Source organism: Pseudooceanicola aestuarii (assembly GCF_010614805.1).
GTDB lineage: Bacteria > Pseudomonadota > Alphaproteobacteria > Rhodobacterales > Rhodobacteraceae > Pseudooceanicola > Pseudooceanicola aestuarii.
On the sequence record NZ_JAAFZC010000001.1, the window covers coordinates 730,159 to 744,510 of the forward strand.

General features: G+C 68.2%; 10 protein-coding genes and 1 riboswitch. Of the genes, 8 read left to right on the plus strand and 2 right to left on the minus strand.

All coding sequences use genetic code 11. The features are described from left to right. Window positions 1–271 precede the first annotated feature (271 nt). Window positions 272–3,727 (minus strand): chromosome segregation protein SMC, encoded by a 3,456-nt coding sequence (gene smc, locus G5A46_RS03390; RefSeq protein ID WP_163847324.1) that lies wholly within the window; start codon window positions 3,725–3,727, stop codon window positions 272–274. A 227-nt stretch (window positions 3,728–3,954) separates the two neighbouring features. Further along, window positions 3,955–4,170: riboswitch (cobalamin riboswitch) on the plus strand. Window positions 4,171–4,206: 36 nt separating this feature from the next. Between smc and G5A46_RS03395 the strand changes: the two genes are divergently transcribed. From G5A46_RS03395 to G5A46_RS03430, 8 genes are all read left to right on the plus strand, one after another. Then, complete coding sequence (locus G5A46_RS03395) at window positions 4,207–4,395, plus strand: CbtB domain-containing protein (protein WP_163847326.1); 189 nt, start codon at window positions 4,207–4,209, stop codon at window positions 4,393–4,395. Between the two features lie 4 nt (window positions 4,396–4,399). Beyond that, on the plus strand, window positions 4,400–5,098 hold the full coding sequence (locus G5A46_RS03400; RefSeq protein WP_163847328.1) for a CbtA family protein: 699 nt from the start codon (window positions 4,400–4,402) through the stop codon (window positions 5,096–5,098). A gap of 72 nt (window positions 5,099–5,170) precedes the next feature. Continuing rightward, a complete protein-coding gene (locus G5A46_RS03405; RefSeq protein WP_163847330.1) occupies window positions 5,171–5,671 on the plus strand; it encodes a hypothetical protein in 501 nt (166 codons plus the stop codon). Between the two features lie 31 nt (window positions 5,672–5,702). After that, entirely contained in the window at window positions 5,703–6,764 is a 1,062-nt protein-coding gene (cobW, locus tag G5A46_RS03410; protein WP_163847332.1) for a cobalamin biosynthesis protein CobW, read from the plus strand. 121 nt (window positions 6,765–6,885) lie between these two features. Further along, complete coding sequence (locus tag G5A46_RS03415) at window positions 6,886–7,344, plus strand: GNAT family N-acetyltransferase (protein ID WP_163847334.1); 459 nt, start codon at window positions 6,886–6,888, stop codon at window positions 7,342–7,344. Between the two features lies 1 nt (window position 7,345). Continuing rightward, window positions 7,346–11,143 (plus strand): cobaltochelatase subunit CobN, encoded by a 3,798-nt coding sequence (gene cobN / locus G5A46_RS03420; protein WP_163847337.1) that lies wholly within the window; start codon window positions 7,346–7,348, stop codon window positions 11,141–11,143. Then, window positions 11,140–11,754, plus strand: a complete 615-nt coding sequence (gene cobO / locus G5A46_RS03425; protein ID WP_163847339.1) for a cob(I)yrinic acid a,c-diamide adenosyltransferase — start codon at window positions 11,140–11,142, stop codon at window positions 11,752–11,754. The genes cobN and cobO overlap by 4 nt, the downstream gene beginning before the upstream one ends. A 60-nt stretch (window positions 11,755–11,814) precedes the next feature. Beyond that, window positions 11,815–12,597, plus strand: a complete 783-nt coding sequence (locus G5A46_RS03430; RefSeq protein WP_163847341.1) for a FadR/GntR family transcriptional regulator — start codon at window positions 11,815–11,817, stop codon at window positions 12,595–12,597. 84 nt (window positions 12,598–12,681) lie between these two features. On the opposite strand, the gene betA is transcribed toward G5A46_RS03430, so the two are convergent. Continuing rightward, the gene (betA, locus tag G5A46_RS03435; RefSeq protein ID WP_163847343.1) at window positions 12,682–14,340 is read right to left on the minus strand and encodes a choline dehydrogenase; all 1,659 of its coding nucleotides are present in this window, start codon (window positions 14,338–14,340) and stop codon (window positions 12,682–12,684) included. Between the last annotated feature and the right edge of the window lie 12 nt (window positions 14,341–14,352).

Here is a 14,352-nt window from a genome sequence, read left to right on the forward strand (position 1 = left end):
CTGCGCCGGGCCGCTCTTTTTCAGCCTATAGACCGATCAAGAGCCGGATGATCGTCACCAACAGCGTTGCCACCACGATACAGACCATCCACGTCCTGAACTGTTGATCGTTCAATATCATCCCCTCCTTCCACCCCGAAGGGTCGCGGCGGGGAAAGGTGACCCGGAAAAGGTTGATCAGCGATTGGCACCGGCGGATCAGGTGCGGGGCCTCGTCGCAGGCCGGACCGGTGGCCCGACCGAAGGCGTGGGCCAGAGGTTTGGCACCGCCTCAGGCGACCATCTGTTCGGCCTTCTTCAGATCCACCGACACCAGCTGGCTGACCCCTTGCTCCTGCATCGTCACACCGAACAGGCGATCCATCCGCGCCATCGTGACGGCGTGGTGGGTGATGATCAGGAACCGGGTTTCCGTCTGGCGGCACATTTCGTCCAGCAGGTCACAGAACCGGGTGACGTTGGCGTCGTCCAGCGGCGCGTCCACCTCGTCCAGAACGCAGATCGGGGCGGGATTGGCAAGGAAGACGCCGAAGATCAGGGCCAGCGCGGTCAATGTCTGTTCCCCACCCGACAGCAACGACAGGACCGACAGCTTCTTCCCCGGCGGCTGGCACATGATTTCCAGCCCGGCTTCCAGCGGATCATCGCTTTCGACCAGCATCAGGCTGGCCTCCCCACCGCCGAAAAGATGCCGGAACAGCAGGGAGAAATTGCTGTTCACCTGTTCGAACGCGGTCAGCAGGCGTTCACGGCCTTCGCGGTTCAGGCCCGATATTCCGCCGCGCAGGGTGCGGATCGCATCCTCCAGGTCGGCTTTCTCCCGCGTCAGGGTCTCGTGTTCGGCACCGACCTCGCTGGCGTCTTCCTCGGCGCGCAGGTTGACGGCGCCCAGGGCATCCCGCTGGCGGCGCAGCCGGGTCACGTCGGCCTCCAGCGCGGTGACCCCCGGCATCTTGCCGACCTCGGCGTCGAGGCTCTGGAGCAGCTCCTTCGGTGACATTTCCAGCGCCTCGGCGATGCGTTCGGCGGCGGTTTCAACGCCCTCCTGCGCGGCATCGGCGCGGGCATCGGCACGGGCGCGGGCCTCGCGCGCCTCCGAGGCGGTGCGCTCCGCCTCCCGCTCCGCCTGCACAGCGTCGCGCAGATGCGTCTCCGCCACCGACAGCGCATCGACGGCATTGGCCTTGCGCCCCTCCGCCACGGCGATCTGATCGCTCAGCGTGGCATGGCGATCGGCCAGCATGTCGGGCAGATCGCGGGCTTCGGCCAGATCGGCCTCCGCCTCGCGGCGGCGCTGGTCAAGCTCGGAAATCCGGCTGTCGGCGCTTTGCAGGCGGGTGCGCCAGCTGTCGGTTTCAGTGACGATCTCCCGGCTGCGGCGGCTGCGGGCCTCGCCTTCGCGGCGCAGCTCGTCATGGGCGGTGCGCAGGGCCATCATGTGGCCGCGCGCGGCATCCACCGCCGTCTTGACCGCGTCCAGCGCGGCGCGCGCGGCGTCCAGGTCAGGCAGAACCTGCATAGCAGCCTCGGCCTCGGCCAGCTGTTCGGCGGCGGCTTCTGCATCCGCTTCGTGACGCGACACCGCCAGGCCAAGGCTTTCCAGCCGGCTTTCGGCCAGGGTGCGATCCGCCTCTGCGCGCGAGAGTTTGCGCGCCGCATCGGCCAGCTGTCGATCGGCATCGGCGCGGGCCCGGCGGGCGGCCTTGTCGGCCTCCGTCAGGCGGGAGAGGTCGGCGGCCAGCGTCTCGTGCGCGGTACGGGCGGCGGCGGCGCGGGTCTCGGCCTCGGCGGCCTCCTGGCGCAGGGTGGTCAGGCGGTTGATCTGCTCCAGCCGCAGGGCGGCGGCCGATGGCGCGTCCTCTGCCCAGGCGCGAAACCCGTCCCAGCGCCACAGATCCCCCTCCTGGCTGACCAGGCGCTGACCGGGGCGCAGCGCGGATTGCAGCGCCGGGCCGTCCTCAGCCGCGACCACCCCGATCTGGGCAATGCGGCGAGCGAGGACCGGCGGCACGGTGACGAAATCGGCCAGGGGGGTCATGCCCTGCGGCAGCTTCGGCGCCGCGTCGTAATCCGCCAGCGCCACCCAGCCGGAGGGGCCATCCGCCGCAACCAGCGGCACGCGGAGATCGTCGGCCAGCGCGGCGCCCAGCGCCTTTTCATAGCCCGGCGCCACCTTCACGGCGTCCATCACCTGCCCGCCCTCGGCGGTATCGCGGCGCACCAGCCGGTCCAGCGCCGCGACCTCGGCCTGAAGTGCGCTGACCTCCCCTTCGGCGCCCGAACGGGCTGCGCGGGCCTCGGCCTCCTGGGTCTGGCATTCGGCGCGCGCCGTGTCGGCCTGCGCCAGGCCGGTCTCAGCAGCTTCGGCCGCGGTACGGGCCGCGCCTTCCTGTGCTTGCAACGTCTCGAAAGTCTCGGCCGCGCGGGTCACGACATCGCGGCTGTCGGCCATGGCGCGGCGGGCTTTCTCCGCCTCTGCCTCGCTGCGGGCAAGGGTGCGGCGACTGTCGTCCAGCCAGCGCCGGGCGGATTGGTGACGGGCCGACAGGCGAGCGGAATCTTCGGTCTTTTCGGTCAGCTCCCCCTCGCGATCCGACAGCGCGTCCGAGGCGGCTTTTGCCTCCTCCGCAGCCTGCGCCAGCCGGGCATCGTGCCCCTCGCCAGCCCGGGCGAGGGCGGCGGCTTCCTCGTCCAGCCGGGCGATGGTCTCTTCGGCATCGCGGTTCAGACCCGTTTCCCTGTCGCCGTCACGGGACAATTGGGCGATCCGCGCGGTCAGGTTGGCAATCGCGGTCTCCGCACGGGATTGTTCTTCGGTCAGGGAATCGCGCTCCACCTGCAACCGTTGCAGCAGGGCCCCGGCGATGGCGTCCTCTTCGCGCAGGGGGGGCAGCGCGGCCTCGCAGACCTCGCGGGCAGCCTCTGCCTCCCGCGCCAGGCGTTCGCCCTGCGCGGCGACGGTCATCCGGTCGCGCAGGATCGCCTGGGCCTCGTTGCGGGCTTCCTCCGCTTCCTTCCAGCGCCGGTAGAGCAGCATCCCCTCCACCTGGCGCAGTTCCTCGCCGATGGTGCGGTAGCGTTTCGCCTGCCGGGCCTGCCGTTCCAGCTGGGCGATCTGCTGAGCCAGCTGTTCGACCACGTCATCGACGCGGGCCAGGTTCTGCTCGGCCCCTTTCAGCTTCAGCTCCGCCTCGTGGCGCCGGGCATACAGGCCCGAGATCCCGGCAGCTTCCTCCAGGATGCGGCGGCGGTTCTTCGGCTTGGCGTTGATCAGTTCCGAGATCTGCCCCTGCCGCACCAGCGAGGGCGAATGCGCCCCGGTGGACGCATCGGCAAACAGCATCTGCACATCGCGCGCCCGCACGTCCCGGGCATTGGCCTTGTAGGCACTGCCGACGTCGCGGGTGATGCGGCGCACGATGTCCAGCTGGTCACCGTCGTTGAACCCGGCGGGCGCCAGCCGCTCGGAATTGTCGATCTGAAGCGCGACTTCGGCGAAGTTCCGGGCCGGGCGGGTGGCGGCACCTGCAAAGATCACGTCCTCCATGCCGCCGCCACGCATCGCGGTGGGGCGGTTCTCGCCCATGACCCAGCGCAGCGCCTCCAGCAGGTTGGATTTGCCACAGCCGTTCGGCCCGACCACGCCGGTCAACCCCGTCCCGATGATCAGGTCGGTAGGATCCACGAAGGATTTGAACCCCGTCAATCTGAGTCTGGAAAAGCGCAATGTCGTAGCCCCGTGTCTGTGATCGCCGATTCCGGTCGTTCCCCGAAAGTCCCCGCCCAACGCCCGCGTGTCAACGCGCGGCGCCCAGCATCTGCGGCGTGCCAGGGCCTTATCCACAAGATATTGCGCATTTCGACTGCGGTTTCCCGCCGATCCCGCAGCGTCATCGCTGCTGCCGCGCTGCCGCTGGCCCGGCGATTCACCTTGACGCGGCGTGCAGCTTCGCGCCAGAAACGAAGCTGTACGGTTCCCCCATGGGCGCAAAGCGTCCGGGGATGAAACGGGAATGCGGAACGGGCGACCCATCTCGGGGCCCCAAGCCGCAGCCGCCCCCGCGACTGTGAAGCGGTAGCGGGCCTGAACGCGCCACTGGAGCCATCCGGGAAGGCCAGGCCACGCAAAGACCCGCCAGCCAGGAGACCGGCCGTGCATCGGAAACCTGCAACGCTGTCGGGTGTGACAGCAAAAGGAGAACTGACATGACGACCCAAGTCCAGGCCCAGGGCGCCCAGCGCACCAACGCCACATCGACCTCCACCTTGGTGGGGGCCATCACCGCCATGCTGATCGGCGCCGCCATCATCGTCCTTGCGGGCCATGTGCAGGCCGCAACGCTGCATGACGCGGCGCATGACGTGCGTCACGCCACCGGCTTCCCCTGCCACTGATCCGATGATCGGTCGCATTCTGACCAGCGCGTTGTTCGCTGGATTTGCAGCGGGGCTGATTGCCGCCGCGCTGCAATTGGCATTCGTGCAGCCCGTGCTGCTGCACGCGGAACTCTACGAAGGTGGAGAGTTGGTGCATTTCGGCGCCGATCCCGTCTCGGCCCATCCCGATATCGGCGGCTTTGACGCCATGCGCGACGGGCTGAGCGTGCTGTTCACCACCCTGGTCTACACCGGCTATGCCCTGATCCTGGTGGCGCTGATGGCGCTGGCGGCAGAGCGTGGCGCACGGGTGGATGCGCGGACCGGGGTGCTGTGGGGCATCGCGGGCTTTGTCGCGGTGCATTTCTGGCCCGCAGTCAGCCTGCCCCCGGAACTGCCCGGCGTCGCCGCCGCCGACGTGACCCTGCGCCAGATGTGGTGGCTGGGCACCGTTGCGGCCGCGGGGGTGGCGATGTGGCTTCTGGCCTTCGGCCGCGGCTGGGCCGCCTGGGGCGCCGCGATCGTGCTGCTGGCCGCGCCACATGTGATCGGCGCGCCGCATCCGGATGTCTTCACCGGGCCCGTGCCGCCCGAACTCGGGGGCCTCTTTGCCGGGCGCGCGCTTGGCGTCGGGCTGGCCGCCTGGGTGCTGACCGGGTGTTTCGCCGGCTATTTCTGGCAACGCGAAGGGCAGGTCCAGCCTGCCCCCCGCGCCGCCTGATCCGCCATTCCGACCGGGGCGTGCACGCGTCCCGGCCGCGACAGGAGGCCCGGCAGGTCCGGGCATGATCCCATGAAGAATTCCCTGTTCCTGTTCATCATCGGCCTGTTCTTCGGCGGCGGTATCGGATTTCTGACCGCCTCGGCCACCGGGGCGCAGCTGGAACCCGCCCATGACCATTCCGCCCATGGCGCGCCCCATGACGACAGCGGCGCGCTGCATGGTACCATGGCGGGCCATGACCACGACAGCCTGCTGGAGAACGGCGCGCCCGTCTCGGTCACCTTCGCTGCCACGGCGGAGGGTGCGGGCGGCGTGAACCTGCAGATCCGGCCCGAAGGCTTCACCTTTGCCCCCGAGGCGGTGAACGCCGCCCATGTCACCGGCCAGGGTCATGCCCATGTCTATGTGGACGGGGTAAAGATCGTGCGCGCCTACGGCCCCTGGGTTCACCTGCCCGGCCTCGCCCCCGGAGAGGCCGAAATCCGCGTCACCCTGAATGCCAATTCTCACCAGCAGCTGGCCACCGAAGGACAGCCGGTGGAGGCCCGGCAGATCGTCACTATCGACTGACGCCGCCGCGCCCAACCAGATCGGAGCCCCCATGCCCGCCAAAATCCCCACAACCGTCATCACCGGCTTTCTCGGCGCCGGGAAAACCACCCTTGTCCGCCACATGCTGCAACAGGCCAACGGCCGCCGCATCGCGCTGATCATCAACGAATTCGGCGACCTGGGCGTGGATGGCGATATCCTGAAGGGCTGCGGCGACGAGACCTGCCGCGACGAGGACATCATGGAGCTGTCAAACGGCTGCATCTGCTGCACCGTGGCGGAGGATTTCATCCCCACGATGGAGGCCCTGCTGGCCCGGCCCGACCGGCCCGATCACATCGTCATCGAAACCTCCGGCCTGGCCCTGCCGCAGCCGCTGATCCGGGCGTTCAACTGGCCCGCGATTTCTACCCGCGTGACGGTGGACGGCGTGGTCACCGTGGTGGATGGCAAGGCCGTGACCGAAGGCCGGTTCGCCCATGACGAGGGCGCGGTAGACGCCGCCCGCGCCGCCGACGACAGCATCGACCACGAAACGCCCCTGTCCGAATTGTTCGAGGATCAGCTGGCCTGCGCCGACATGATCGTGGTGAACAAATCCGACCTGATGACAGGGGCGGAGTTGGAGACCACGATGACCCGCCTGCGCGCCGGTGCGCGGGACAGCGTGCAGATCCTGTCCTCTGCCATGGGTGTCCTGCCGGTGGACGTTCTGCTGGGCATGAACACCGAGGCGGAAACCGACATGGCAGCCCGGCACGAATTGCATCACCACCACCATGACGACCACGACGGGGGCGGTGACCATCATCACCACGATCACGACCATGACGCCTTTGAGAGCTTTGTGGTCACACGCGGCGAAATCGACGATCCGCAGGCCTTTGCCGATCAGGTGGCCGGTGTGATCCGCGATCACGATATCCTGCGGCTGAAGGGGTTTGCCGCCGTGGCGGGCAAACCCATGCGCCTGACCCTTCAGGCGGTGGGGCCACGGGTGCAGACTTACTTCGACCAGCCCTTCGGCAGCGCGCCGCGCGACACGCGGCTGGTGGTGATCGGCCAGTCCGGGCTGGACCGTGCCGCCATCGAAACGGCGCTGACCGCCTGATCTCTCGGCCATACAGGCGGCGAGCGGGGCCGCGACGGGCTGGCATTCGGGTCGGTGGGTGCCGGTCAGCCGGGCATAGGGGAAAACCCGGGCAGATTTGAAGAAAGATGAGGGAGCGCGCATGATCCTTGTGGAACCGAATGACCCGTTGTCGGCAGAGGCCTCGGCCCTGCTGGACGCCTCGCAGGCGCTGATGCGCCGCCTGTACACGCCGGAGCAGAACAATTTCCTGTCCCATGCGGAGCTGGCCAAGCCCGACATCCGGTTCTTCACCGCCCGGATCGGGACGGAGACGCTGGGCTGCGCCGCGCTGAAGGTCTTTGCCGAATATGGCGAGGTCAAGAGTTTCTTCGTCACGGACGCGGCGCGGGGCCGGGGGATCGGCGCGGCCCTGATGCGCCAGATCGAGGACCAGGCCCGGGCAGAGGGTCTGTCCCTGCTGAAGCTGGAAACCGGCGATGCGCTGGCTGCGGCGGTGCGGCTTTATTCCCGCCACGGCTATACCCGCTGCGGGCCTTACGGGGATTACGAGGAGAACGGATCCTCCGTCTTCATGGAAAAAACGCTGGAGTCCGCCTGACATGCATCTGCTGGCCGCCACCCCCGGACGGATCGACGACGGCACAGAGGCCGTGGATCTGACCCAGACCCCCGCCGACCTGGTGGTGATCTCGGCCGCCGATACCGAACTGGCCGCCCTGTCCGCCGCGCGGGCGGAGATGGATGCGCCGCCGGGGCTGCGGCTGGCGCAGCTGACGAACCTGACACATCCGATGTCCGTGGACCTGCACCTGGACCAATGCGCCACCCGGTCGCGGCTGGTGGTGGCGCGGGTGCTGGGGGGCATGGGCTATTGGCGCTACGGGATGGAACAATATGCCGCCCGCCTCCATGCCGCCGGCGTGCCCTTTGCCGCGCTGCCCGGCGATGACAAGCCCGACCCGGAACTGCGGGCGCTGTCGACCGTGGGGGATGCGGATTACCATGCGCTCTGGTCCTTTCTGACGGAGGGCGGGCCGGCAAATGCCACCGGGTTCCTGACCCATGCCCGCGCCATGCTGGACGGCGGCGCGCGGCCCGCGCCGGCGCGCCCGCTGCTGCGCGCGGGGCTCTATTGGCCGGGGCTGGACCAGCCCGACCTGGCGCAGCTGCGCGCCACCTGGACGCCGGGCGCGCCCTGCGTGCCGCTGGTCTTCTACCGGGCGCTGGTGCAGGGGGCGGGGCTGAACCCGATCAACCGGCTGGTCAAGGCGCTGCTGCGCGCCGGGCTGAACCCCCTGCCCGTCTTCGTCGCCTCGCTGAAGGATCCGGTCTCCGCCGCCACTCTGGAGGCGCTGTTCCACGAGGTCGCCCCGCAGGTCATCCTGAACTGCACCGCCTTTGCCACCGGATCGCCCGACGGGGCCGATAATGGCGCCAACCCGCTGGCCGCCCCCGCCGCCAATGCCGCGCCGGTGTATCAGGTGGTGCTGGCCGCCTCCTCCGAGGAGGTCTGGGAGGAGGGGCTTTCAGGGCTGTCCGCCCGCGACATCGCCATGAATGTCGCCCTGCCGGAAGTCGATGGCCGCATCCTGTCCCGTGCCGTCAGCTTCAAGGATCAGGCCTATTTCGACGACGCCACCGAATGCCCCATCGCCACCTATCGCGCGCGGGGCGACAGGATCGATTTCGTCGCCCGGCTGGCGGCCAACCACGCCGCGCTGCGCGCCACCCCCGCGCCGCAGCGCAAGGTGGCCTTGATCCTGGCGAATTACCCGAACAAGGACGGACGGCTGGCCAACGGCGTCGGCCTCGACACGCCGGCGGCGACGGTGCATGCGCTCTCCCTGCTGGCGGCGGAGGGCTACGCCATCACCGACGCCCCCGTCGATGCCGATGCGTTGATGCGCGCGGTGCTGGCCGGACCGACCAACTGGCTGACCGACCGGGCGCAGCGGGACGGCGGGGTCTTCCTGCCGCTGTCCGACTATCGCGCGGCCTTCGACGCCCTGCCCTGGGACGTGAAGCAACGGATCACCGACCGCTGGGGCGCGCCCGAGGACGATCCCTTTTTCGTGTCGGGTTCGGACACGTCGGAGGCCCCCGCCGTCGGCGGGTTCAAACTGTCGATCCTGACCCATGGCAATGTCGTCATCGGCGTGCAGCCCGCACGGGGCTACAACATCGACCCGACCGACAGCTACCATTCCCCCGATCTGGTGCCGCCGCATGGCTACCTGGCCTTCTACATCTGGCTGCGGCAGGTCTTCGGCGCGCAGGCGCTGGTGCATATGGGCAAGCATGGCAATCTGGAATGGCTCCCGGGCAAGGCCATCGCCCTGTCGGACACCTGCCTCCCCGAGGCGGTGATGGGCCCGCTGCCCCATGTCTATCCCTTCATCGTCAACGATCCGGGCGAGGGCACACAGGCCAAGCGCCGCGCCCAGGCGGTGATCGTCGATCACCTGACCCCGCCCCTGACCCGCGCCGAAAGCTATGGCCCCCTGCGCGATCTGGAAGCGCTGGTAGATGAATATTACGAGGCCGCGGGGGTAGATCCGCGCCGCATCACCCATCTGCGCCGGGAGATCCTGACCCTGACCGCCGCGACCGGCATCGACGCCGACGCCGGGTTCACCGGCGAGGAAGAAAGCGATCTTGCCCGACTGGATGCCTGGCTGTGCGATCTGAAAGAGGCGCAGATCCGCGACGGGCTGCATGTCTTTGGCCAGTCGCCCGAGGGACGGTTGTTCCGTGATCTGGTGCAGGCGCTGGTGCGGATCCCACGCGGCGATGGCACGGGGGGCGATGCCGCCCTGCCCAGGGCCCTGGCCGCCGATCTGCGGCTGGAATTCGACCCGCTGGATTGCGACCTGGCAGCGCCGTGGACCGGGCCACGCCCCGATCTTCTGGCCGGGCTGACGTCGGACAAGTGGCGCAGCGCCGGAGACACGGTGGAACGGCTGGAGCTTCTCTCCGCCCGGTTGCTGGCGCCGCTGATGCCCGCGACACCCCCTGTCACAGAGACTGAACCAGAGACGGATACAGGCGAACTCACCCCGCCCGGTCCCGCCTCCGCCGCCGTGCTGGACGCAGTGGCCCGCCACGTCGCGCCGACCCTTGCGGCCTGCGGCCCGGCCGAAGGCGCGGGGCTGCTGACCGCGCTGTCGGGGCGTCACCTGGCGCCTGCGCCCTCCGGCGCGCCGACACGCGGACGGCTGGACGTGCTGCCGACGGGGCGCAACTTCTTCTCCGTCGACAGCCGTGCGGTGCCCACGCCGACCGCCTGGGCCCTGGGCTGGAAATCGGCCAACATGCTGATCGAACGGCACTTGCAGGATCACGGCGACTGGCCCCGCACCATGCTGCTGACCGCCTGGGGTACGGCCAACATGCGCACCGGCGGCGATGACATCGCGCAAGCCATGGCGCTGATGGGGGTCAAACCGCAATGGGATTCCGCCAACCGCCGCGTGACCGGGTTCGAGATCCTGCCCCAGATCGTACTGGACCGGCCCCGCGTGGACGTGACGCTGCGCATCTCCGGCTTCTTTCGCGATGCCTTTCCGCAGCTGATTGCGCTGTTCGACAGCGCCGCCCGTGCCGTTCAACTTCTGGACGAACCGGAGGAGGTCAACCCCGCCGCCGCCCGCCACCGTGCAGGAGAGGGCCCCGCCCGCATCTACGGGGCCAAGCCCGGCGCCTATGGTGCGGGCCTTCAGGCGATGATCGACGAACGTCTGTGGCACGACCGCGCCGATCTGGCCGAGGCCTACCTGCATTGGGGCAGCTACAGCTACGGTGCGCAGGATGCAGGCACCGCCGACCGTGCCGGGCTGGAATCCCGGCTGTCCCAGGCGGATGCCATCGTGCAGAACCAGGACAATCGCGAACATGACCTCCTGGACAGCGACGATTACTACCAGTTCGAAGGCGGCGCCGCAGCCACCATCGCCACACTGACCGGCGCGGATGTCCCGATCTATCACAACGACCATTCCCGCCCCGAACGCCCACGCATTCAGACCCTGGACCAGGAGATTTCCCGCGTGATGCGGTCCCGCGTGGTCAATCCGAAGTGGATCGCCGGGATGATGCGCCACGGCTACAAGGGCGCGTTCGAAATGGCCGCCACGGTCGATTATCTCTTTGCCTTCGCCGCCACCACGCGGGCGGTGAAATCGCATCACTTCGATCTGGTGACCGAGGCCTTCCTGGAGGATGCGCAAACCCGCGACTTCATCGCCACGCATAATCCCGCCGCCCTGCGGGAGATCGCCGACCGCCTACAGGAGGCGATCGACCGCGACATGTGGACCCCGCGCCGCAATTCCGTGCCCGCCCTGCTGGACAGCCTGCGCGGCGCACCCCAGATCAGCCCCGAAGGAGGATCCCGATGACCGATACCGACGACAGTGCCCGCCACGCCGCCAAGATGGCCAAGAAGAAGGCCGCCCGCGACAAAATCATGGCCACCAAGACCGATGAAAAGGGCCTGATCGTGGTGCATACCGGCAAAGGCAAGGGCAAGAGCACCGCCGCCTTCGGCATGATCTTCCGTTGCATCGCCCATGACATGCAATGTGCCGTGGTGCAGTTCATCAAGGGGGGCATGTCCACTGGCGAACGCGATCTGATCCTGTCCCATTTCTCGGACCGCTGCGCCTTTCACACCATGGGCGAGGGCTTCACCTGGGAGACGCAGGACCGCTCTCGCGATACGGAGATGGCGCAGGCCGCATGGGAGAAGGCGAAAGAACTGATCCGCGACCCCGCCAACCGGATGGTCCTTCTGGACGAAATCAACATCGCCCTGCGCTACGATTACATCGACGTGGCCGAGGTGGTCGCGTTCCTGCAAACCGAAAAGCCGGAGATGACCCATGTCGTGCTCACCGGCCGCAACGCCAAGGAACCGCTGATCGAAGCCGCCGATCTGGTCACTGAGATGGAGCTGATCAAGCATCCGTTCCGGTCGGGGATCAAGGCGCAGATCGGGGTGGAGTTCTGATCCGCTTGCACCCGGGCGCTGGCGGTCATAAATTCTGACCAATCCCAAGCCGAGGCCGCCATGCCCTTTCGCCCGATAGAGGCCGAGAAACGTTCAGACGCTGCCGCCCGGCAGATCGAACTGCTGATCCTGCGCGGCATCCTGCGTCCCGGTGAGCGGCTGCCGGCGGAACGGGAAATGGCGGAGACGATGCAGATTTCCCGCCCCTCGGTGCGGGAGGCCGTGGCGCAATTGCAGGACGCGGGGTTGCTGGCCGCGCGTCCCGGTGCCGGGATCTTCGTGGCAGAGGTGATGGGCCATGGTTTTTCCCCTGCCCTGCGCCACCTTTTCCGGCGCCACCCCGAAGCGGTGTTCGACTACCTCGATTTTCGCCGCGACCTGGAGGGGCAGGCGGCGGAGCGTGCGGCGGCCGAAGGGTCGGAGACCGATCTGAAGGTCATCGCCACCCTGCTCGCCCGCATGGAAGAGGCCCATGCCAGCGCCCGCCCGGAGGACGAGGCCCGTCTGGATGCCGAATTCCACATGGCCATCGTGGAGGCCGGGCACAATGTCATCCTGTTGCACATGATGCGATCGATGTTCGATCTGCTGCGTGAAGGCGTGTTCTACAACCGCGCCGTGATCTTTGCGCGGGAGGCGACGCGTGACAGCCTGCTGGCCCAGCATCGCAGCATCAACGCCGCGATCCAACGCCGTGACGCCGCCGCCGCCCGCCAGGCCGCCGTGGCGCATCTGGAATATGTCCGCGCCGCGCTGGAGGCCGATTTCGCCGCCCGCAGCCACGAGGACATCGCCCGCCTGCGGCTGGAGCAGGAGACGCAGCGCAGCCAGCCGCGCGGCTGAGCCGCGGTCCCGGCAGGCGCGCCCCGCGCCGGGTCTGTCACCGGACTTGTGGGGCACGGGGGCAGGGACCGCCCCACCGACATCCTATCGCTGCTGCGTCTGCCAATCGGGGTTCACCCAGGGCTCTGCATTCTCCGGCGGCAGGGGTGTGCGGCCCAGGATGTGATCGGCGGCCTTCTCCCCCACCATGATCGACGGGCCGTTCAGGTTGCCATTGGTGATCCTGGGAAAGACCGAACTGTCGGCCAGCCGCAGCCCGTCCACCCCGATCACGCGGGCCTGGGGATCGACAACCGCCATCGGATCGTCGGCGCGCCCCATCCGGGCGGTGCCGCAGGGGTGATAGGCGCTTTCGACATGTTCCCGGATAAAACCGTCCAGCTCCTCGTCGGATTGCAGGTCGGCGCCGGGCTGGATCTCGAACTTGAAATAGGGGGCAAAGGCGGGTTGTTCGAAAATCTCCCGCGTCAGGCGGATGCAGCGGCGGAAATCCTGCCAATCCTGATCCGTCGACATGTAGTTGAACAGGATGCGCGGCGCGTCCTGCGGATCGGCCGAGCGCAGGCTGACCGCTCCGCGCGATGGTGAGCGCATCGGTCCCACATGGGCCTGGAACCCGTGCCCCTCGGCCGAGGCCTGGCCGTCGTAGCGGATGGCAATGGGCAGGAAATGATACTGGATGTCAGGGTAGTCCACCCCCGCTGCCGACCGGATGAACGCAGCACTTTCGAATTGGTTCGACGCGCCCGGCCCGCTGCGATTCAGCAGCCAGCGCGCGCCGACATAGGCCTTGCCAGCCAGGTTCCAGTATTTGTACAGGCTGACCGGCTTCGAGGCGGCGGCCTGTATGTAAAGTTCCAGGTGGTCCTGGAGGTTCTGCCCCACGCCCGCCCGGTCCGCCACTACATCGATGCCGTGTTCAGCCAGATGCGCCGCCGGACCTACCCCTGACAGCATCAACAGCTTCGGCGAATTGAGCGAAGAGGCCGCCAGGATCACCTCCGCCTCCGCGTGGATGACCTCCACCTTGCCATTGCGCGTGATCTCCACGCCGGTGGCCCGGCCCTCCGTGATCACCACGCGGCGGGCGAAGGCGCGGACCAGGGTGCAATTCTCCCGCTTCAGCGCCGGTTTGAGATAGGCACTGGCCGCCGACCAGCGCCGCCCCTTCCAGACGGTCATGTCGAAGGGGCCGAACCCCTCCTGCTGGTGGCCGTTGTAATCACCGGTCACCGGGTAGCCCGCCTGCTGCCCCGCCTCGACAAAGGCATGGGTCAGCACGTTGTCGCGCGCCCCGCGGGTGATGTGCAGCGGCCCGTCCTTGCCGCGCCATGCCGGATCGCCGCCATGGCCACCGGAATGCCAGTTCTCCAGCCGCCGGAAATAGGGCAGCACATCGGCATAACCCCAACCATCCGCGCCCTGGTCACGCCAATGGTCGAAATCGCGCGCATGGCCGCGCACATAGATCATCCCGTTGATCGAGGACGAGCCGCCGATCACCTTGCCGCGCGGGGTGGCCAGCCGGCGGCCGCCCAGATGCGGTTCCGGCTCGGACATGTAGCCCCAGTCATAACGGGACATGTTCATCGGGTAGGACAAGGCGCCAGGCATCTGGATGAACGGGCCGGCATCGGTGCCGCCGTGTTCGATGATCAGCACGCGTTTGCCCGCCTCCGCCAGGCGATAGGCCATGGCGCAGCCGGCGCTGCCCGCACCGACGATGACGTATTCGGCCTGCATCAGCCGGTCCTC